We start from the raw sequence: 20,290 nt of genomic DNA, 5'->3' as shown, positions 1-20,290 counted from the left end.
GCTCTCCCTCCCCTTTAAGGGATAATTATTTTGCAAGCCACCATTTTTCGATATTATATAAATCACGTTTCGGATGGTATTTGTATCCTTCAAGATTTTGCGGCATTGCCATATGGTTGTTAGGGTAATACAAGAACGTATACGGCTGATCTTCCGCAATTTTTTGATAAATCTGCTCATATTCTTTGGAATATTGCTTTCTGTCACTGATTGTTTTTGCATCTTTCATGAGTTTATCCGCTTCGGCATTTTTATACCAAACGTAGTTTAAGCCCTTTTTAATCTGGCTTGAATGGAAGATGTCATATTGATCCGGGAATGTGGATAAACTCCATCCCATGACCATTGCATCAAAATCCCAATTCGGAGGATTCATTTGTTCAACGAGAGCGCTCCATTCAACGATTTGGGTCTTCACTTCAATGCCGATTTTTTTCAGCTGTTCCTGGACGACGACAGCGATGTCTTCACGGACTTTGTTTCCTTGGTTCGTTTTAAGCGTAAACGAGAATTTCTTTCCGTCTTTATCCAGGATGCCGTCACCGTTTGTATCTTTCCAGCCGGCTTCTGCAAGCATCTGTTTCGCTTTTTTCTCGTTGTACGCAAATTTCGGAACTTCTATATCTTTAGGATAGTTCCAAGATAAAGGGGATTCTGGAATGTAGGCTACCTTGCCGTCTCCGTCTAATACTTGGCTGACGATTGACTCGCGGTCAAGAGCGGTTGTCAGCGCCTGACGGACCTTTTTATCTTTAAATAATTCATTTTTTTCATTCCACCCGATGTACACGTAACTTAATGCCAAATCAGTAACGACTTTCAGATTATTAAATTTTTCAGCCGTTTTGTAGTCAGTGGCGGGCACATTAAAGAAATTAATATCGCCTGCCTGCAGCTGAGCAACGGCAGCATTTGCGTCGGGAATGACTTTATACGTTACAGTATCTAAATACGGTCTTCCTGCAAAATAATCATTATTCGCTTCGAGTTTAATATATTGGCCCTGCTTCCATTCTTTAAACTTAAATGGTCCTGAACCGATCGGTTTCTTTCTGTTAAATTCGTTTTCTTCTAAATCAGCAATCGGAACATTACCGAGAATGTGCTTCGGCAGAATGGCTGTGCTGTCTAACGCATTATTGTAAAAATTACCGTCTTTATATTTCAGCTTGAACAATACTTCGTAATCGCCTTTTTTCTCTACCGATTTCAGCATTTCATATGTTGAGCCGCGTTCTCCCTTGTAATCTTTGCTTAAAGGGACACTGTACGTAAATACGACGTCATCTGCAGTCAGTTCTTTTCCATCATGAAACTTAACGCCTTTTTTAATTTTCACATCATATGCTAGGCCGCCGTCTAATTCTTTAATATTTTCAGCGAGTGATAATTTCACGTTCAGTTTTTCATCCGTTTTCGTTAAAAAGCTGTACAGCATATTTTCAATATCCGTACTTGCGTCATCTGTAGAATACAGAGAGTTAAAAAGTGTGGGTTCCCCGATTGACCCGACAACCAAATCTCCGCCTTTTTGCGGTTTTCCTGCCGGTTTGGATTCGGTGCTTGTGGATTTTGAGCCGGAGCAGGCGGACAGGAAGATGGCGAGCGCCATAAAAACACTTAGCATCATCAGTGCGCTTTTACGTAATTTCATATCAATTCCCCCTTTGTGATATATATGCAGCAAACTGGTTATGTAATCCGGCATACCCCCTCTCGATGCTTGTCATTTCAGGCATATAAATGGCAGGCGACGTAATGGCCGGGAGCAGCTTCTTCAAATGCCGGGATTTGTTCCTTGCAGATCGGTTTGGCCATCGGGCACCGCGTGTGGAACACGCAGCCTTTCGGCGGGTTTGCCGGGCTTGGCAGTTCTCCTTTCAGGATGATTCGTTCCCGCTTGACGGCGTCTTTTTTTCTCGTGACGGGCACTGAAGACAAAAGCGCTTGCGTATAAGGGTGAAGCGGATTGCCGTACAGCTCGTGCTTATCGGTCAGCTCCATCATTTTTCCCAGATACATGACGCCGACTCTGTCGCTGATATGGCGGACAACACTCAAATCATGAGAAATAAACAAATAGGTCAGGTTGAATTCTTCCTGCAGTTCTTCCATCAGATTGATGACCTGGGCCTGAATGGAGACATCGAGTGCGGAAACGGGTTCATCCGCAATAATCAGCTCGGGATTCAACGTCAGAGCCCGCGCAATCCCGATCCGCTGGCGCTGCCCCCCGGAAAATTCGTGCGGATAGCGGTTTGCAAAGCTCGGATGAAGGCCGACTTTCGCCAGCAGCTCCTCCACTCGCTCGTTCCGCTCGCTCATGCTGTACATATGGTGAGTCTGGAACGGCTCTTTAATGATGGAACGCAGCGTTTTCCTCGGGTTAAGGGATGCGAAGGGATCTTGGAAGACCATCTGGATGTTTTTGCGGACGCTTTTTCTCAGCTTTTCTTCTGATAAACCGGAGATATCCTGACCCTTAAAAAGAATCCGGCCGTCTGTCGGCTTGTATAAACGGATCATCGTCCTTCCCGCCGTTGATTTGCCGCATCCTGATTCACCGACGATGCCGAGCGTCTCCCCACGCTTCAGTGAAAAAGAAACACCGTCAACAGCCTTTATATCACCGACTTTCCTTTGAAAAAAACCGGAGCGGATCGGGAAATATTTTTTTACGTCTTTCAGCTCTAAAATCGTTTCTTGGCCTGCAGCTGTCATTTTGATTGGGCACCCTCTTCCTCATATAAAAAACATCTTACAGAACGGCCGCTTTCATGCGTTATCAGCTCCGGCTGCCCTGTTTTGCATTTGTCCATCGCTTTTGAACACCTCGGGGCGAATCGGCAGCCTTCCGGAAGATTATCCGGTGTCGGGACACTGCCTTTGATCGCTTTTAATGTATCAATCTCTCCATCTATCACCGGTATGGAGTTTAAAAGCCCTTCAGTATACGGATGAAGAGGGTTTAAAAATAAGTCCTCCACACTCGCGCTCTCTACGACTTGTCCGCAGTACATCACGATCACCCTGTCGGCGGCTTCGGAAACCACACCTAAATCGTGAGTGATCAGCAGAATGGAAGTATCGAATTTTTTGCAGAGGTCTTTCATCAGCTCCAATACTTGGGCTTGTATTGTCACATCAAGCGCCGTCGTCGGCTCATCAGCGATCAGAAGCTTCGGATTGCAGCTGAGCGCGATGGCGATCATCACCCTCTGTCTCATCCCTCCGGAAAGACGGTGCGGATATTCTTTCATCACTTGTTCCGCTCTGGAGAATCCGACGAGTTCCAGAAGCTCAACGGCTTTTTTAGCCGCTTCTCTTTTATTCATTTTTTTATGGTATTCAAGCACTTCGGTAATTTGTTCGCCGATGGTCAGCACCGGATTCAGGGAAGTCATGGGCTCCTGAAAGATCATAGAGACGTCATTGCCGCGGATTTTGCAATATTCGTTTTCGGTGAAGGAGGCCAGGTCCCTGCCTTCAAGCTTAATCGAGCCGTCCATAATTTTTCCGCCCGAGCCTTGGACAAGTCCCATAATAGAAAGCGAGGTGATGCTTTTGCCCGAGCCGGATTCTCCTACAAGAGCGACGGTTTCGCCTTTGTTAATGTGAAAATCAACCCCGTCGACTGCGGGGATCGGCTGTTTCTTTCTGAAAAAATAGGTCTTTAAATTATTCACTTCTAATAGTGTGCTCATGATACGCCCCTTTCTCATTCCGCTGAAGCAGAGGGAAACATACGTTTTGCTATCACAAAATATAGAATAGTCGAAAAATTTTATAGTTGTATATTATTACATCATTATTACAAAAGCAAGAATTTTTTAGGATAAATGTAATATCCTTAAATAATTTCCATTCTTTTAATCTATTAATGCGTTGCCTCCAGAAAGGTTTTTGAAGGGATGGCCAATGCTTCTTTTACTGTTTTTTGATGGTCGGTTAAATATTTTTTTACTATATTGAATCCGACAGCATAGCCGAGCATTGAGGGGAAGTATCCTTTTCCGTATAACAGCTGGGAAAACATTCTGCTGTCTCTCGTTAAGCGGAGGTTCGGCTTGACTCTTTTTTCAAACAGAAAATCAAGCTGCTCAGGCGTATAGTAGGACGTCCATTCCGCCGTAAGACTTGAGCCGAACCGCTCATATACAGCATATTCTGCCAGCCCCTCCATCATGATTGTATCAAGAAATGTCTCATCTTTTTCGTCCTTTGTCACATGTTCTAACCGGCAGACGTGATTATATTCATGTGTCATAAGGGCGGATACAGCTGAATTGGAACTATCCGACGATAGAAAGAGGAACATTTTGTCCCGAAAGGCCAGACCGGATTTTGATCCGAATTCCTGACGGATTTTCCGGTTTCGTTCATCCACGGGCAAAACTACGATCGGCACGTCCGGCCCGTTCCACTTCTCCTTTAAATAGGCTTCCTCCTTTTGAATATGACTGTAGCATCCTTTTTCTTTCAGCCGTTTACTGGTCCTAACGCCGTCCTTCAAATGGCGGAACATGCCGTGGTTTTGCAGCATCCCGAGTATCGGCTTCCACTCTTTCTTATCGGCCCCTGAAAAAAGCGGCAAAAGATGCGGGGCCAAATCATTTACGGATGCCGCCTTTTCCATCCATTGATATGTCTGCTTGACGCTCATACCGGTTCGCCTCCTCTTGTTGTTATCATATGCACGCACAAAAAAACCGGCCACCTTTTTCAGGCAGCCGGTCAAAACTGTATTATTGATATTTTTTAAAGATCAAAGTGGCATTATGTCCGCCGAAGCCGAGCGAGTTGCTGAGAACGACGTTGACATCCTGCTCGCGCGCTTTGTCCGGTACATAATCTAAATCACACTCTTCATCAGGTGTTTCGATGTTAATCGTCGGCGGGATAATGCCGTCTTTAATGGCCATGACGGAGAAGATTGCTTCAATTCCTCCGGCAGCGCCTAACAAATGACCCGTCATTGATTTTGTCGAACTGACGGCAAGCTTGTACGCATGATCACCGAAAACGGTCTTAATGGCTTTTGTCTCGTATTTATCATTGTAGTACGTGCTTGTGCCGTGAGCGTTGATGTAATCAATTTCTTCAGGCTTGATGCCCGCATCTTTGATTGCTTCCTGCATCGCTCTCGCACCGCCTTCCCCGTCTTGGGCAGGCGCGGTAATGTGGTAGGCGTCACCCGTTGAGCCGTAGCCGACAATTTCCCCGTAGATTTTCGCACCGCGGGCAAGGGCATGCTCAAGCTCTTCAAGCACGATGATCCCCGCGCCTTCTCCCATGACAAAGCCGTCACGGTTTTTATCAAACGGGCGGCTTGCCGTTTTCGGATCAGGATTTGTAGAAAGGGCTTTGTTTGCGCTGAAGCCCGCAAATGACATTCTTGTCAGCGGCGCTTCTGTTCCGCCCGTAATCATCGCATCGGCATCGCCGCGCTGAATGACTTTAAACGCGTCACCGATAGAGTTCGTTCCCGTGGCACATGCCGTCACCGTACAGGAGTTGACTCCTTTTGCTCCGAGAGCGATTGAGATTTGGCCTGTCGCCATATCAGGAATCATCATCGGAACAAAGAACGGGCTGACCCTTCTCGGCCCTTTTGTCAGGAAGATTTCGAATTGGGATTCAAGCGTTTCAAGACCGCCGATTCCGGACCCGACCCAAACGCCGACTCTCGGCGCGATCTCGTCTGTGATGTTCAGACCGGCATCTTGAACGGCCATTTTCGCGGCTACGACAGCGTATTGCGTGAAGCGGTCCATTTTTCGCGCTTCTTTTTTATCCATGTGATTTTCAATATTGAAATCTTTCAGTTCAGCAGCTACTTTCGCCGGATACTCGTCCGATTCCACACGTGTGATCGGTCCGATTCCGGATACGCCGCCGATTGCATTTTTCCAGCTTGTTTCGGCGTCGTTTCCAAGCGGAGACAGGGCTCCAAGCCCTGTAACGACTACTCTTTTTTTACTCATCTTGTGTGCACCTCACTTTTTTTTATCGTCCCCAGCGTATTGCTATGGCGCCCCATGTCAATCCTCCGCCGAAACCGACCATGACGATGACGTCGCCGTCTTTAATTTTGCCTGCTTCCAGTTCCTCTACTAATGAAATCGGAATGGATGCTGCGGATGTGTTTCCATATTTATGGACTGTTTTAGACATCTTTTCAACCGGAAGCTCCAAACGTTCCCGTGCCGCTTCCATGATGCGGATGTTTGCTTGATGCGGAATCAAAAAGTCTACGTCCTCTTTGGAGAGGCCGGCTTTTTCAATGACATTTACACTCGATTCACCCATTTGCCGGACGGCGAATTTGAATACTTCTCTTCCATGCATGATTGTATGCCCTTTTTCATCTAAGTACAAGTGCTGGCCGCCTGTACCGTCTGCTCCGAGCTCAAATGACAGTATGCCTCTGTCGTCGCTGACCGGTCCGATGACCGCCGCTCCGGCTCCGTCTCCGAACAGCACAGCCGTATTGCGGTCGTCCCAGTCGGTAATGCTTGAGAGCTTTTCCACGCCGACCACGAGGACATGTTTGTATGTTTGCGATTCAATGAATTGTTTGGCGGTTACGATACCGTACATAAAACCCGCACACGCGGCGCTGATATCCATCGCGCACGCTTTTTTGGCCCCGAGCTTCTCTTGTATCATACAGGAAACGGTCGGGAAAGACTGGTCAGGAGTAACCGTCGCCACGAGGATCATATCAAGCTCCTCAGCGGAAATGCCGGCCTGATCAAGCGCTTTTTGCGCAGCCTCAGCGGCCATGCCGGATGAATACATATCTTCCGCGGCGATTCTTCTTTCTTCTATACCTGTTCTCGTACGAATCCACTCGTCCGATGTATCTACCATTTGTTCAAGATCATGATTTGTCAGCACTTTTTCCGGGATGTAACGGCCGACGCCAAGAATTCCAGCTTTCATTGGAAAAGACTCCTTTTTTATAATGAATTTAAAACTAATTAGTTATGATCAATTATTAGTATCAGGTACTAATTCTACCCTATTTTTTTTCTGTTGGCAATATATTCGTCTAAACTATCGGACGCTTCTCCTCATAGAATAAAAGGAAGACGAAAGGAGGCTTCACTATGGATATTTTCTCCAAAATGATGTTCGGCGATTCCAGAGACCGGGATAAAGAACCGGAAGAAACCCCTGAGCAGCCTCAGGCTGAAAACGAAGAAGAGATCGATTACAACCACGTGATGAATCAGCTGGGGTCCATCATGAACTCTCTGGATCAATTAAAGCCCGTATTTAAAGACTTCGCGCCGATGGTGTCCGCTATAAAGAAAAAAATCATGTGAAAAGCCACTTCATGAAAAGTGGCTCTCTTTATTTATTCAGCTCCCCGGCATCAGATCTGCCAAGCTCATACGCTTCCGCCATGACCGATGTAAACAGGTCCATAAACGGCTGAATCATTTCCATAGACAGATCTATGCCGGATTTCTCAAGCTCCGCCTTTGCTTCCGGCAGGTATTTCATCGCGATCTGCATAAATTCAAGAGACTTTTCATGCTGCATGTGTATCCACCTCTATTCATTTGACGGCAGTTCATTTGTTCGGTTATACGTTTTTACAAGGTCTGAGATTTTGTCTTGAAATGCTTTGTCCACCAGAGGGCTGAACGTCCCCATTTCAACGACTCCTTCCCTGAAATCAAAGTTGTGATCTCCGCTCTTGAGCGTACCTTTATTGTATTGCTCGGCAATTAATGTATAGGCTTTATCTACGTTTTGCACCGTGCTTGTCAGCACCGTGTTTTTGCCGAGATTCGATTGCTCGGCGACATAGCCGATGGCGTAAAGCCCGTCTTTTTTGATTTGCTGAATGACAGGAACATTATACCCGTCTCCGGCCGGATATACAACATCCGTGCCTTCCGCTTTTAACTTCTCGTATAGATGCAGCGCTTCATTGCCGTTATCCCAGTGGTCCGTAAATTCAGTATTGACGGTGATATCAGGCTTTTCATATTTCGCCCCTTTGATAAAGCCGTCTACTTCAGGCTGCCACAAAAAGGAGGCGATGACGCCGACCTCATTGGTTTTTGACATATGGGCGGCTGTCATTCCCCCAAAAAAACCCATTGCTTCTCCCATAAGATGAACGCTTGTGACATTATCGCTTTTCGCCGTTCCGTTTGCGACGACGAATTCCATGTCGGGATAATCCTTGCTGATCATATTGAAGATTTCCTCGTATTCATTTCCGTGTCCGTATAAAAGATTGACTCCTTTTTTATGAAAATCATCTATGGCTTTTAAAATATCTTCATCGGATCTGATATTTTCTTTATAATAAACGTCAACGTTAAATTCAGATTGTATCGCTAATAAACCTTTGTAACCTTTTGTGCCCCATACCAAGTCACTGATGGTATCGGGAAAAAGCATTCCGACCTTCTCAATTTTTCCTTTAAACGGAGTTTGTGCGCATCCGCTCAATAAAAGGAGGAGAGAAAAGATCATGACAAGCCTGGTGATCAAGCCATGTTCAACCCCTTTTCAAACTCATAACATATATAATTGATATACGTTTATTGTAGCGGTAATGCACATAACATGGAAGGTATTTCTTAAAAAATGTCGAATATTGATGAAAATTGTCTTTTCCACTCTTTAATTTTTTCTTCCGCTTCCGTTTTTTGCGTTTTTTCTTTTATTTCCAGGATAATAATCTGATTTTCGTCTTCTGTGCCGTCAGCCTCAAGCTGATTCATCAGCCCACAGACCGCGTCTTCTAAAAAGATCCTGCTCTCGCCATCTTCTTTTGCTTCCGTCCACGGACCGTAAAGGGGAGGAAGGATAATCGCTTTTGCCGTATCCCGCTGACCGTTTTTTTCCCAGTCTCCGTGATCCTCACTGTAAACAATCCAATATAAAGGCTCAGCCCTTTCTTCAGGCAGACACCCGCTCCCGTATTGAACGCAGATACGATCGTATTCCTTTTCACCGATTTCATCTATTATTTGAAAAAGCCCGTTTCTCGCGAGCCACATTAAACGTTCTTCTAAATACAGCTGCCTCGTTTTGTCCTCCGGTTCTGCCAAAATGACATCGACATGCACACCCTCATCCATCAACCGTTCGCACAATGAAAGGCCGAGAAATTCATCTGCTCCAATGATCAGCGCTGTCTTCATCACATCTGCCGCCTTTCCGGTTTTTCATTCGCACACAAGCCAAACAGCCCTCTGAAAAGAGATGGCTGTTGTATTCTATTCATTACAGGTCTTTTTCATGACTGCGGAAAAACCGGCAGATGGCTCTGTACATACGCGCAGGGTTCTCAAGCAGGTGATACGTGATATCAGTCTTGCTTCCGGTCTTTTCCCGGGCTTCTTTATACGCGTTCGCATGCAGGGTGTACGGGTACGGCGCTCCGGTCGTTCTTTGCCATATATGTACCGGCACGCGGGTGCGGCAGCCGGTAATGGTCTGATAGCTCAGTGAGCTTGCCTCTTTTTCAGAAACACCGAAGCTTTGTGCCGTTTCCCTCAGAAACTGCTTATAAAAAAACTTATTTTCTTTCTCTGATTCAAAATGGGCTTGAAGGTCAAGACAAGGATCTAACATTGCGGCTGAACGGATATGCTCCGGTGAAGACTGCAGCAATTGATCGGCGATAAGGGCGCCCATACCTTCTGCGAGCAAGTGTATTTTCGGATTGAGGGTTTCTTGTTTCAGCACATAATGCATCAGCTGTCTGGCGTAAAGGACGGCTTTTTCCGAACCCCAATGCCGTCCGTATAAATTGCTGTTAAAAATGGTGTACCCTCTGTCAAGCAGCACATGTAACAGCTGCTTTCTCCCTTCATGTTCGAGCCAAAAGCTTGAGTCCCGGCTGACAAAGTGGGTTCTGTCCCCCAGAATAAAGATACAGAAGCCGTTCGGCCGATACGGCAGATGGATGACGTTCAGCTCAGATCCGAATTGGAAAAATCTTTCCGTAATCCCCATGCCTGCCCGCCTCCTTTTACTCCTAATCTCTCTATTGGCTATCATATGTAAGAAGAATGAAAACGGATCGGATAAACTCCTATTTGCTGCTATGTTTTGGCTATTATCCCAAGCACAGGAACCGAATTTTCCATCAGACGGCCGGACAGGCGGGCAAATGTCAGTTTCAGGCGCGCTTTTTGATGAGAAAATGACCTTCCGCCCGCGCTTTATGTATGGTATGATACAACGTAGAATAAAATGAAGGACGAGGTGGAAACGTGCGGTTTATTATCGGTTTTATTTGGACGTTCCTTTTAACACATATGGCCTGTTATTTGGTCGCCTCCATGAACAGCGCAGCGTACAATTTCAAGCAATCATCCGTTATTGCCGTGGTTATTGCAGTGCTTGTCTTTGTTCTTGCGGAGATCATGCCTGTCAAACAGGATGCAAACCAGCATTAAATAAAAAAACCTGCTATTCAGCAGGTTTTTTTGTGTTCACGGTTTTCGTTGATACGTCCACAATCTGTTATGGTTTGAAGTTTCAGGGAACATTTCTCCCACCGTAAGCTTGATTTTTTGCGGGTTTTTGACCATGCTTCCCGTTTCGCCGATTTCAACGTACACACCGTTATTCGGCGCTTTTTGTCCCGGGCGGAATTGATGCTGCTGTCCCACGTCATTTCCTCCTTTTTCTTTTTTATGTAGTATGCGCTTGTATGTGGAGAAATATCAAAAACCGCTGAATGAGATTCAGCGGTTTTTTTGTTCATCCTGTTTGTAAAGAAGAGCTTTCAGGAGCGCTTTTTGCGCGTGAAGCCGGTTTTCCGCCTGCTGAAATACCGCAGAGTTCGGGCCGTCGATAATCTCGGACGTGACCTCTTCCTCCCGATGCGCGGGCAGGCAATGCAAAAATGTATAGTCGGGTTTGGCGAGACTGACGAGTGAGGCGTTGACTTGATACGGGGCAAACACATTCAGCCGCTGCTGCGTCTCTTCCTCCTGCCCCATGCTCGTGAAGACGTCGGAGTAAATCACGTCTGCATCCCGCACCGCTTCCTGCGGATTTTCGGTAAGGGTGACCTTCGCTCCGGAAACAGCAGCCGCTTCTTTTGCGGCATTCACCGCCTCTTCCTCTGCTTCATAGCCTTTCGGCGAAGCAACCGCAATGTCACAGCCCATTTTTGCGCAGCCGATCATAAGTGAATGCGCCACATTATTTCCGTCACCGATATAGGCAACTTTTACTCCTTTCAGTTCTCCTTTTATTTCTTGTATCGTTAACAGATCCGCGAGTGCCTGACACGGGTGATACCGGTCGGTCAGCCCGTTTATGACGGGAATGTCTGCATGCTCGGCAAGCTCTTCGACTTTTTCATGTTCAAAGGTGCGGATCATAATGGCATCAACGAATCCGGACAGCACCTTCGCCGTATCCGCGACCGTCTCCCCCCGCCCAAGCTGCAGGTCGCTGCTTGAAAGAAATAGTCCCGTTCCCCCGAGCTGGGCCATTCCCGCTTCAAAAGACACACGTGTGCGGGTTGAAGATTTTTCAAAAATCATCGCCAATGTTTTTCCTTGGAAAATCGGCTGTATCGGATGTTGTTTTAATAATGAAGCTTCTGTCAGAAGCGCATTGATGTCTGACGGGCTGACATCTTTTAAGGAAAGAAAATCTTTGCCGTACAAATGGGTTAATGTGTGTTCCGCTTTTATTGTGTGCATGATGCCACTTCCTTTTGATAAAGATCTTTGAGCGATACAGGCTGAGGTTTGCCGGAGCCGCTTGCTAAAAATGCCTTTACGGTTTCCGGTTCAGTAAAGACCGTCACACCGTGCGTCATGGCTTCGATCCGTTGTTTACGCGCTTCTTCAGAGTGATTGAAATTGATATGGACCGCTTTATCCTTTCGCTCTGCCCATGCCGGGAACGCATCTTTGCATACGGTAAATCCCGCCTCTTGAGCCTGACGTTCCAATTCCGCATCACAGCCTTCCAGATAGATGCTGCCTTTTTTCTCCCAGACGTGCGCGTAGATTTTTTTCAGGGCGCTTTCTGCGTCAAACGCGACACACATGCCTTCTCCGGTCGACTTCATTTCCGGCCCGGGCTTTACGTCCACATCCTGAATGGCGTGCGAAGAAAAAACCGGGAATTTCACTGCCGTTCCGTGCTGATTTTGAACCTCGGGCTTGATGTCTTTAAGGGAAGCGCCGGCCAGCAATCTGGCGGCAAGCGGGATCATCGGCACCCCCATCACCTTAGACACGACAGGAACCGTGCGGCTTGCCCGCGGGTTCACTTCAAGAACGAGAATATCCCCTTTGTCATCAATGACAAACTGAATGTTCATGATGCCTTTAAAAGCCAGTTTTACCGCGATTTTTTCGGCGGCCTCTTTTATATTACGCTGCATATCAGGTGTGACAGACGGACCCGGAAGAATCGCAAAACTGTCGCCCGAATGGACGCCGGCGCGCTCAATGTGCTCTGTGTAAGTCGGCACGAATACGTCATGTCCGTCGGAAATTAGATCGATCTCCAATTCTTTTCCTGTAATGTACTGATCGATCAAAATCGGATACGGCATGCCCGCTTCATTTTCCAGCAGTTCTGACATTTGCGCTTCTGAATCAACGATGATCATGCCCATTCCCCCGATGACATAAGACGGACGGATCAGCACGGGGTAGCCGATTCGGCTTGCTTTTTCCGTTGCTTCTTCTTTTGAATAAGCGGTTTCGCCTTTGGCATGTTTCAGGTCAAGGTCATCAAGCAGCTGATAAAACAGATCCCGATCCTCCAGCGCATCAAGGGTTTCAAAGGATGTTCCGAGCAGCGGAATGCCCGCTTTTTCCAGCGGTTCAGCGGCATTGATCGCGGTCTGTCCCCCAAACTGGACGATGGCAAAATCAATGTTTTCATGTTCCGCCACGTTTAAAATATGTTCTGTCGTCAGCGGTTCAAAATAAAGCCGGTCGGCGATTTCATAATCCGTGCTTACTGTTTCCGGATTGTTATTGATCATAATCGTTTCATACCCCAGCTCTTGCAGGGTCAGAACGCCGTGGACGGCACTGTAATCAAATTCCACTCCCTGACCGATGCGGATCGGGCCTGAGCCGATGATGAGGGCGCGTTTTTTCTCTTTTCGGCTGATATCTCCGTCGCTTTCCCCGAGGTAGGTGGAGTAGAAATAATTCGTCTTGGCATCAAATTCAGCGGCGCATGTATCTACGATTTTAAACGACGGGACGATGCCTGATTTCTTTCTGAGAGCACGGATGTCTTCTTCCGTTTTTCCCGTGAGAGATGCGATCATGACATCCGTGAAGCCCTTTACCTTCGCCTGCTTTAAAAGCGGGACAGACAGATGATCCCCTTCTTCCATCAGCTTGTTTTCCAATGTGATGATATTTCGGAATACATGGAGAAAAAACGGGTCAATTTTTGTTTTGGCATGGATGTCTTCTATCGTTTCACCGCGGCTTAACAGTTCCATGACGACGAAAAATCTCCGGTCATCCGGCGTTACCGCTAATTCCCACAGCTGATTGATCGTACAGCCGCCGAGTTCAGGCAGGCGGGTGCCGATCGTTTTCAGCTCAAGGGAGGCCGCCGCTTTTTGAATGGCCGCTTCCATATTTCTTTCGATCGCCATGACCTCCCCCGTCGCTTTCATCTTCGTTCCGAGCGTGCGGTCGGCATGTTTAAATTTATCAAACGGCCAGCGCGGGAATTTGACGATGACATAATCAAGCGCCGGTTCAAAGCTTGCATAAGTAGAGCCCGTCAGCGGATTTTTCAGTTCATCAAGCGTATAGCCGATGGCAAGTTTCGCCGCCATTTTGGCAATCGGATAGCCGGTCGCTTTTGACGCGAGAGCTGAAGAGCGGCTGACACGCGGGTTCACTTCAATGACATAGTACTGTTTGCTGAACGGATCCAGCGCAAATTGAATGTTGCAGCCGCCGACTACATCCAGCGCCGAAATAATCGCCAGGCTTGCTGAACGCAGCATCTGATATTCTTCATCCGTTAACGTCTGGGACGGTGCGACGACGATGGAGTCCCCTGTATGCACGCCGACGGGATCGATGTTTTCCATATTACAGACGGTGATGCATGTATGATTGCTGTCGCGCATGACCTCATATTCGATTTCTTTAAATCCGGCGATGCTTTTTTCGACGAGGCATTGGCTGATCGGGCTTGCTAACAGCGCCTGTTTAATAAGCGTCTGAAACGCTTCTTTCGTTTTCGCGATTCCGCCTCCCTTGCCGCCTAGCGTGTACGCCGGTCTCAGAATGACCGGAAATCCGATAGACTCAGCGAAGCGGAGGGCGTCTTCTTCGTTGTCGACGATTTCGCTTTCCGGAACGGGCTGATCGAGCTCTTTCATCAGGGCGCGGAACTGCTCCCGGTCTTCGCCTTTTTGAATGGTTTCCACCGATGTTCCCAAAAGCTTGACGTGATGCTTCTTCAGCACGCCTGCTTCTTCAAGCTTAACGGCTAAATTCAATGCCGTCTGGCCGCCCAAATTGGCAAGCAGACCGTCCGGTTTTTCTTTTTCAATAATGGCCTCGATGCTGTCGGTTGTGAGCGGTTCAAAATATATTTCATCGGCAAACGCCTCATCCGTCATAATCGTTGCCGGGTTGTTGTTGACTAGAATAACGCGGTATCCTTCTTCTTTCAGAGCCATGCAGCCCTGCGTTCCTGAATAATCAAATTCTGCCGCCTGGCCGATGATGATGGGGCCGGAGCCGATGACTAATATGCTGGAAATGGTTGTATCTTTAGGCATGAGCGATTTCTCTCCTTGCTGGTATCACTTTCTCTAGAAATTCATCAAATATCCACTCGCTCTCAGCCGGTCCGGGATGAGCTTCAGGGTGGAACTGGACGCTTAATACGGGAAGGCGCTTATGAATGAGCCCTTCCACTGATGTATCATTGACATGATGAAATCTGATGGACAGCTCGTTTTTGTCAATTGATGCTTCATCAACGACATAGCTGTGGTTCTGGCTTGTCATAAACACCCGTTTCGTTTTCCGGTCAATGACGGGATGATTGGCACCCCTGTGGCCGAACGGCAGCTTATACGTATTTCCTCCGAAAGCCAGGGCAATCAGCTGATGCCCGAGGCAAATGCCGAGTGCGGGGAAATCACTGAGTAATGATGTAATCCGGTTCATGTACGGCGCAATCGCTTTCGGGTCGCCCGGGCCGTTTGAGAGCACGATTCCGTCAGGCTGAATGTCGTAAACAGCGTTCATCTGCTGATACGGAATGACCGTTACTTTACAGCCGCGCTTTACAAGTGACGAGGCGATTGATTTTTTATAACCGAAATCAATCAGCGCAATATGCCGGTCTCCGTTCCCCATTGACGTGATGTCTTCAGACTGCGCCAGCTCCGCCGGGTTTTCTGTTCCGGATGCTGCGGGAACCTCCCCTGTTGTTGACACGGCAGCGTTCATCGTGCCGCCGGAGCGGATGGTTTTGACGACGGCCCGTGTGTCCACTTCGGTTAAGAGCGGGATGTTCCATTTATTTAAATACTCTCTCAAGCTTGAGACTGCTTCATGGTGAGAAAAATGTTCACACGCTTCATAGACGGCAACAGCCTTGACTTGAGGGATCTTACTTTCGAGGTCTTTTTCATTAATTCCGTAGTTTCCGATCAACGGATACGTAAAGACGATGATCTGGCCCTTATATGACGGGTCTGTAAGCACTTCCTGATAGCCCGTCATTCCGGTGAAAAAAACAGCTTCGCCAACACAGCGGGCTTCTTTTTCAAGTTCACCGCCGAATGATGTTCCGTCTTCCAATACTAAATAGCCTTTCATCTAAAGCCCACCTCTTGATGAATAATTAATTAAAAATATGAATTTTTATACTTTTATATCGAAAAAAAATTACCGTTTCACTGCCGAATGCGCTTCGATCGCTGCCTTAAGCATACTGACGGCCGACAGCATTTCTTCTTCAGAAACCGTAAGCGGCGGGAGCAGCCTGATGACATTCGGTCCAGCCGGAAGCACGAGAAGTCCGCGTTCCTGCAGATCTCCGATGATGCCAGACACGGGACCTGCGCATTCAATGCCGATTAATAACCCTTTTCCGCGGATTTCTTTTACAAAAGGCCCTGTCAGTTCACGGTTCAGCTGCGCTTTTAAAAATGATCCTTTGTCTGCCGCCGCCTGAAGAAAGTCCGGCTGAAACACAATGTCCAAGGTTGCTTTCACAGCTGCCATGGCAAGCTTATTGCCGCCGAAAGTCGTACCATGCGTACCCGGCGTAAAGGCGTCGCCAAGCTTCTTTTTGCCGATCACGGCTCCGACGGGAAAACCGTTTCCAAGCCCTTTCGCAGCAGTGATAATGTCCGGGGAAATGCCGAAATGCTCATAGCCGAATGCCTTGCCCGTCCGGCCGATTCCGGTTTGAATCTCGTCTGCGATAAGCAGCGCCTGTTTGTCTTTGCAAAATGTCTGTAAGGCTTCGATGAATTCCGGATCGGCGGGATTGACTCCCCCTTCTCCCTGCACCGTCTCAAGCATGACGGCAGCGATATCATCCTTTTTTGAAAGCGTGCTGAATGCCGACGGATCATTGAACGGAAGATAGTGAAAGCCTTGAAGCATCGGTCCGAAACCGGTCTTGATTTTGTCTTGTCCGGTGGCGGCCATCCCCGCATAGGTCCGTCCGTGAAAGGATTGATGGAATGTTACGATTTTTGTCTTTCCCGTTGCTTTGCGGGCAAGCTTAATGGCGCCTTCATTCGCTTCGGCTCCGCTGTTGCAGAAGAAAACGAGATCCCCCTCGCTATGTCCGGCAAGCTTTGCCGCGGCTTTTTCCTGAAGATCATTTTCAAACAGATTGGAAACGTGCCATACGCTGTCAAGCTGTTCTTTCACCGCTTCTGTCACCGCATCATGACAATGGCCGAGATTGGAAACGGCGATGCCCTGAATAAAATCGAGATACGTTTTTCCGTTTTCATCCTCTGCGATTGTCCCTTTCGCTTTTTTAATATCGATAGGCCAGCGGCTGTAGGTTTGAAATAGGCTGCTCATGACACGCTCTCCTTTTCTTTGACGATTTTTGTTCCTCGGAAGACTTGATTGGTGAAAAACGCTCCTTTTCCGTTTACGATCATCACTTCCGCGACATCTTCACTCAGTGCCGATAATGCCGAGTTTACCTTCGGAATCATCCCCCCTGAAATCACGCCGTCATCGATGAGGGCCTGAATCTCTTGCGGCGTCAAAGTATCCAGCCTGTTCTCTCCGTCCATAATTCCTTCGACATCCGTGACAAATAAAAGTTTGTCGGCGTGTAAGGCTGAAGCGACGGCCGATGCCGCGGCGTCTGCGTTGACGTTCAGCGTTTCGAAATCACTTGTCATGGAAAGCGGAGCGATAACAGGAATGATGCCTTCTTTCATTAACGCTTGAATGATTGACGGATCGGTTTTTTGTATTTCGCCGACTTCTCCGTATTTGTCTTGATTAAGATAGGATGCTTGAAGGAGACCGCCGTCCTTTCCTGATATTCCCGCGGCTTTCAGCCCGTTTTTCGCGAGTTCGGTTACGAAAAATTTATTGATCGTCCCTGACAAGACCATTTCCGCTGTTTCCAGCACCGGTTTGGTCGTTTTCCGCTGTCCATCGACAAATTCCGTTTCAATCTGCAATGTTTTCAGCATTCTTGAAATGTCCGGGCCGCCTCCATGGACGACGGCAATGTTCCAGCCCGATTGCATAAGCTCTTTTACATTTTGAAAAAAATCGGCGGATAACTCGCGGATTACGCTTCCGCCGCACTTAAAAACGATGGTTTTCTTCATGCCGCTCCCCTTTGTTATGTGCGATAGCTCGCATTGATTTTGATATAATCATAGGTTAAGTCACAGCCCCATGCCCGGCCGCTGCCGGAGCCTTCCTGCAGGCGGACTGCAATCGTAATCTCATCACCTGATAAGTACTCCTTAGCATCAGTTTCCGAAAACGGCTGAGGTTCGTTGTTTCTAAACAGACACTGGCCGCCGAGGAAAACTTCCACTTGTTCGGCCGTTACGCTTGCCGCACTGTGCCCGATTGCGCCGATGATGCGCCCCCAATTGGCGTCTGTGCCATAAACGGCGGTCTTCACAAGGCTTGAGCCGACGATTTTTTTGGCGATAATATTCGCCTCAAGGTTATTTTTCGCGCCTTCGACTCTGGCTTCAATTAATTTCGTCGCTCCTTCACCGTCTCTGGCAATATCTTTGGCAAGGTCTTCGCATACAAGCTTTAATCCCTTTTTAAAAGCCGGCCAGTCAGGGTGATCCTCCGTCAGGCAATCATTCCCCGCGCAGCCGTTCGCCATCACAAGCACCATGTCATTCGTCGATGTTTCTCCGTCAACGGTGATTTGGTTAAATGAAACATCCGTAATCTCTCTGAGCGCGTTTTTGAGCGCCTGTTCTTCCACGGCCGCGTCCGTTGTGACAAAGCCGAGCATTGTCGCCATGTTGGGGTGGATCATGCCGGAGCCTTTCGCCGCTCCGCCGATCGTGATGATGTCTCCGCCGATCACCAGTTCATAACACGTCTGTTTCGTCACTGTATCCGTCGTCAAAATGGCTTCTTCAAATGCTCCGGACACGGACGGCGCTTGACCGAGCTGTTCAATGCCCGCTTGAATTTTTTTCATGTCTAAAAGCTCGCCGATCACCCCGGTTGACGAAACCGCAACAAGCTCCGGCTCAATGCCGAGCTGGCTCGCGAAGCCGTCCCGCATTTCATAGGCGTCCTTTAATCCTTGGTCTCCCGTACAGGCGTTGGCAATCGCGCTGTTGACAATAACCGCCTGAAGCACACCCTCTTTTTTCAAGCTGGCTTGTGTCACTTTCAGCGGCGCTGCCTGAAAATGGCTCTGCGTATATACCGCTGCACTGACTGCAGGCGCTTCGCTGATAATCGCTCCGAGATCTTTTTTTGAATAGCGCAGACCGCAGTGCACGCCCTTTGCCTCAAACCCTTTCGGCGAGGATACGCCGCCTTTTATTTTCGTGATTTCCTCACTCAGCTGAATCATATTTTCGAATCCCTCTTTCGTTCTATGGATAGACTGGCGTCATCGTAAGTCCCGTTTCTTCCTGCCAGCCATTCATGATATTTAAATTTTGAACCGCCTGCCCTGCGGCGCCTTTCATCAGATTATCTATGACAGAAACGATGGTGGCACGGTTTGTTCTTTCATCCACGGTGACACTGATATCACAAAAATTGCTGCCGTATACCTCTTTCGTCGCCGGAAATTCACCTTCCGGCCTGATTCTGACAAAATATGAATCTTTGTAGAATTCGGAATACAATTCTCTTACCTGTGCAGCAGACATACCCGGGGGAGCCTCCGTATACATCGTCGCCATAATGCCCCTTGTCATCGGCGCCAAATGAGCGGAAAACGTGATCGGGCCTGTGCCGGGCTGCCAAGCCGCTAATTGCTGTTCAATTTCCGGAGTATGCTGATGCTCATTAACCTTATAAATTTTGAAATTATCATTCAGCTCAGAATAATGAGTGCCCATGGATGCTTTTCGGCCGGCGCCGGATACGCCCGTTTTCGCATCAACAATCAGAAATGAATCTTGTAAAAGCTTATTCTTCGCCAGCGGGGCGAGCCCGAGCAGTACAGCAGTCGGAAAACATCCCGGATTGGCAATCAGCTTTGCAGTCTGAATCTCTTCTTTTTGCAATTCAGCTAAACCGTAAACCGCGCTTTGAATCGTTCCTTTCGGAGCGGCCTTCCGCTTATACCACTTTTCGTACACGGCCGGGTTTTGAATCCGCAGATCGCCGGATAGATCAATGACCGGAATGCCCGCCTCCGCCAGCTTGGGCGACCACTCTCCGGAGACGCCGGGCGGCGCGGCTATGAACATGACATCAATTTCGTTTCGGATCGTTTCTATATGAAGCGGCTGAAGTGATTGTGACGCTATATTCCTCAAATGCGGGTATGAAGCGGCATATTCTTTTCCTTCGTCGCTCGATGAATATAATATACAATCTTCTGCATAAGGGTGATGGTTAAGAATCCTGACAAGTTCGGCGCCTCCATAACCAGTAGCGCCTATAATACCTATTTTCAACGGGTTCACCTTCTTGGTTTTTGTGAAATTATTTAACATTATAACATGAATAAAAATTAATTCAATTGTATATTTAATATTTTTTCATTCATTTTCCATCTGTTTTCGCTGACAAAAAAACTCCTCTCGATCGAGGGAGTTCCATAAGAAAAACAGGCTGATCGG

The 20,290-nt window shown here is 47.7% G+C and carries 20 protein-coding genes; 2 read left to right on the top strand and 18 right to left on the bottom strand.

The window, feature by feature from the left end; translation table 11 throughout:
• Positions 1-25 precede the first annotated feature (25 nt).
• The 6 genes from MY7_RS04635 to MY7_RS04610 form a co-directional block, all read right to left on the bottom strand.
• Positions 26-1,654 (bottom strand): peptide-binding protein, encoded by a 1,629-nt coding sequence (locus tag MY7_RS04635; protein ID WP_029325949.1) that lies wholly within the window; start codon positions 1,652-1,654, stop codon positions 26-28.
• Between the two features lie 77 nt (positions 1,655-1,731).
• Positions 1,732-2,721 carry an ABC transporter ATP-binding protein gene (locus MY7_RS04630; RefSeq protein ID WP_007610590.1) on the bottom strand — a complete coding sequence of 330 codons (990 nt, stop codon included), beginning with the start codon at positions 2,719-2,721 and terminating at the stop codon, positions 1,732-1,734.
• Positions 2,718-3,704 (bottom strand): ABC transporter ATP-binding protein, encoded by a 987-nt coding sequence (locus MY7_RS04625; RefSeq protein ID WP_029325950.1) that lies wholly within the window; start codon positions 3,702-3,704, stop codon positions 2,718-2,720. Before MY7_RS04625 ends, MY7_RS04630 begins: the two co-directional genes overlap by 4 nt.
• A gap of 173 nt (positions 3,705-3,877) precedes the next feature.
• A complete protein-coding gene (locus MY7_RS04620; RefSeq protein ID WP_029325951.1) occupies positions 3,878-4,663 on the bottom strand; it encodes a DUF2268 domain-containing protein in 786 nt (261 codons plus the stop codon).
• A gap of 82 nt (positions 4,664-4,745) precedes the next feature.
• Positions 4,746-5,984: a beta-ketoacyl-ACP synthase II gene (fabF, locus tag MY7_RS04615; protein ID WP_007610580.1), complete on the bottom strand. Its 1,239-nt coding sequence runs from the start codon at positions 5,982-5,984 to the stop codon at positions 4,746-4,748.
• A 22-nt stretch (positions 5,985-6,006) separates the two neighbouring features.
• The gene (locus MY7_RS04610) at positions 6,007-6,945 is read right to left on the bottom strand and encodes a beta-ketoacyl-ACP synthase III (protein ID WP_007409122.1); all 939 of its coding nucleotides are present in this window, start codon (positions 6,943-6,945) and stop codon (positions 6,007-6,009) included.
• A gap of 167 nt (positions 6,946-7,112) precedes the next feature.
• Between MY7_RS04610 and MY7_RS04605 the strand changes: the two genes are divergently transcribed.
• Positions 7,113-7,331 (top strand): hypothetical protein, encoded by a 219-nt coding sequence (locus MY7_RS04605; protein ID WP_007610579.1) that lies wholly within the window; start codon positions 7,113-7,115, stop codon positions 7,329-7,331.
• A gap of 28 nt (positions 7,332-7,359) precedes the next feature.
• Here MY7_RS04605 and MY7_RS04600 read toward each other — a convergent pair whose 3' ends face one another.
• The 4 genes from MY7_RS04600 to MY7_RS04585 all read right to left on the bottom strand — a co-directional run bounded on the left by MY7_RS04600 (position 7,360) and on the right by MY7_RS04585 (position 9,990).
• Complete coding sequence (locus tag MY7_RS04600; RefSeq protein ID WP_003155061.1) at positions 7,360-7,551, bottom strand: ComZ family protein; 192 nt, start codon at positions 7,549-7,551, stop codon at positions 7,360-7,362.
• Between the two features lie 12 nt (positions 7,552-7,563).
• Positions 7,564-8,517, bottom strand: a complete 954-nt coding sequence (locus MY7_RS04595; protein ID WP_007610578.1) for a BMP family ABC transporter substrate-binding protein — start codon at positions 8,515-8,517, stop codon at positions 7,564-7,566.
• Positions 8,518-8,606: 89 nt separating this feature from the next.
• Positions 8,607-9,173, bottom strand: coding sequence for a hypothetical protein (locus MY7_RS04590; protein WP_007610577.1), 567 nt, complete (start codon positions 9,171-9,173; stop codon positions 8,607-8,609).
• Between the two features lie 82 nt (positions 9,174-9,255).
• Positions 9,256-9,990 (bottom strand): hypothetical protein, encoded by a 735-nt coding sequence (locus tag MY7_RS04585; RefSeq protein ID WP_007610576.1) that lies wholly within the window; start codon positions 9,988-9,990, stop codon positions 9,256-9,258.
• A 260-nt stretch (positions 9,991-10,250) separates the two neighbouring features.
• On the opposite strand from MY7_RS04585, the gene MY7_RS04575 reads away from it, so the two are divergent.
• Positions 10,251-10,436, top strand: a complete 186-nt coding sequence (locus tag MY7_RS04575) for a YjzD family protein (protein ID WP_003155069.1) — start codon at positions 10,251-10,253, stop codon at positions 10,434-10,436.
• A gap of 36 nt (positions 10,437-10,472) precedes the next feature.
• On the opposite strand, the gene MY7_RS04570 is transcribed toward MY7_RS04575, so the two are convergent.
• The 8 genes from MY7_RS04570 to argC all read right to left on the bottom strand — a co-directional run bounded on the left by MY7_RS04570 (position 10,473) and on the right by argC (position 20,125).
• Entirely contained in the window at positions 10,473-10,652 is a 180-nt protein-coding gene (locus MY7_RS04570; protein ID WP_003155070.1) for a YjzC family protein, read from the bottom strand.
• Between the two features lie 75 nt (positions 10,653-10,727).
• Positions 10,728-11,699, bottom strand: a complete 972-nt coding sequence (gene argF, locus MY7_RS04565) for an ornithine carbamoyltransferase (RefSeq protein WP_007610570.1) — start codon at positions 11,697-11,699, stop codon at positions 10,728-10,730.
• Positions 11,687-14,782: a carbamoyl phosphate synthase large subunit gene (locus MY7_RS04560; RefSeq protein ID WP_007610569.1), complete on the bottom strand. Its 3,096-nt coding sequence runs from the start codon at positions 14,780-14,782 to the stop codon at positions 11,687-11,689. The genes argF and MY7_RS04560 overlap by 13 nt, the downstream gene beginning before the upstream one ends.
• The gene (locus tag MY7_RS04555; RefSeq protein ID WP_007610568.1) at positions 14,775-15,833 is read right to left on the bottom strand and encodes a carbamoyl phosphate synthase small subunit; all 1,059 of its coding nucleotides are present in this window, start codon (positions 15,831-15,833) and stop codon (positions 14,775-14,777) included. Before MY7_RS04555 ends, MY7_RS04560 begins: the two co-directional genes overlap by 8 nt.
• Positions 15,834-15,902: 69 nt before the next feature.
• Positions 15,903-17,060 carry an acetylornithine transaminase gene (locus tag MY7_RS04550; RefSeq protein WP_007610567.1) on the bottom strand — a complete coding sequence of 386 codons (1,158 nt, stop codon included), beginning with the start codon at positions 17,058-17,060 and terminating at the stop codon, positions 15,903-15,905.
• A complete protein-coding gene (gene argB / locus MY7_RS04545) occupies positions 17,057-17,833 on the bottom strand; it encodes an acetylglutamate kinase (protein WP_007610559.1) in 777 nt (258 codons plus the stop codon). Before argB ends, MY7_RS04550 begins: the two co-directional genes overlap by 4 nt.
• 14 nt (positions 17,834-17,847) lie before the next feature.
• The gene (gene argJ, locus MY7_RS04540; protein WP_007610558.1) at positions 17,848-19,065 is read right to left on the bottom strand and encodes a bifunctional ornithine acetyltransferase/N-acetylglutamate synthase; all 1,218 of its coding nucleotides are present in this window, start codon (positions 19,063-19,065) and stop codon (positions 17,848-17,850) included.
• Between the two features lie 22 nt (positions 19,066-19,087).
• A complete protein-coding gene (argC, locus tag MY7_RS04535) occupies positions 19,088-20,125 on the bottom strand; it encodes an N-acetyl-gamma-glutamyl-phosphate reductase (RefSeq protein WP_014417398.1) in 1,038 nt (345 codons plus the stop codon).
• Positions 20,126-20,290 lie beyond the last annotated feature (165 nt).

This window comes from Bacillus sp. 5B6 (assembly GCF_000259405.1).
GTDB lineage: Bacteria > Bacillota > Bacilli > Bacillales > Bacillaceae > Bacillus > Bacillus velezensis.
The sequence above is the reverse complement of the archived record's forward strand: the minus strand, read 5'-3'. Positions and strand labels throughout refer to the sequence as shown.

Coding starts and splice junctions, on each gene's coding strand:
- argF (WP_007610570.1), bottom strand. CDS start 11,699: ATGCACACAATAAAAGCGGAACACACATTAACCCATTTGTACGGCAAA.
- MY7_RS04610 (WP_007409122.1), bottom strand. CDS start 6,945: ATGAAAGCTGGAATTCTTGGCGTCGGCCGTTACATCCCGGAAAAAGTG.
- MY7_RS04550 (WP_007610567.1), bottom strand. CDS start 17,060: ATGAGCAGCCTATTTCAAACCTACAGCCGCTGGCCTATCGATATTAAA.
- MY7_RS04555 (WP_007610568.1), bottom strand. CDS start 15,833: ATGAAAGGCTATTTAGTATTGGAAGACGGAACATCATTCGGCGGTGAA.
- argB (WP_007610559.1), bottom strand. CDS start 17,833: ATGAAGAAAACCATCGTTTTTAAGTGCGGCGGAAGCGTAATCCGCGAG.
- MY7_RS04600 (WP_003155061.1), bottom strand. CDS start 7,551: ATGCAGCATGAAAAGTCTCTTGAATTTATGCAGATCGCGATGAAATAC.
- MY7_RS04560 (WP_007610569.1), bottom strand. CDS start 14,782: ATGCCTAAAGATACAACCATTTCCAGCATATTAGTCATCGGCTCCGGC.
- MY7_RS04625 (WP_029325950.1), bottom strand. CDS start 3,704: ATGAGCACACTATTAGAAGTGAATAATTTAAAGACCTATTTTTTCAGA.
- argJ (WP_007610558.1), bottom strand. CDS start 19,065: ATGATTCAGCTGAGTGAGGAAATCACGAAAATAAAAGGCGGCGTATCC.
- MY7_RS04620 (WP_029325951.1), bottom strand. CDS start 4,663: ATGAGCGTCAAGCAGACATATCAATGGATGGAAAAGGCGGCATCCGTA.
- MY7_RS04585 (WP_007610576.1), bottom strand. CDS start 9,990: ATGGGGATTACGGAAAGATTTTTCCAATTCGGATCTGAGCTGAACGTC.
- MY7_RS04635 (WP_029325949.1), bottom strand. CDS start 1,654: ATGAAATTACGTAAAAGCGCACTGATGATGCTAAGTGTTTTTATGGCG.
- MY7_RS04590 (WP_007610577.1), bottom strand. CDS start 9,173: ATGAAGACAGCGCTGATCATTGGAGCAGATGAATTTCTCGGCCTTTCA.
- MY7_RS04630 (WP_007610590.1), bottom strand. CDS start 2,721: ATGACAGCTGCAGGCCAAGAAACGATTTTAGAGCTGAAAGACGTAAAA.
- MY7_RS04605 (WP_007610579.1), top strand. CDS start 7,113: ATGGATATTTTCTCCAAAATGATGTTCGGCGATTCCAGAGACCGGGAT.
- fabF (WP_007610580.1), bottom strand. CDS start 5,984: ATGAGTAAAAAAAGAGTAGTCGTTACAGGGCTTGGAGCCCTGTCTCCG.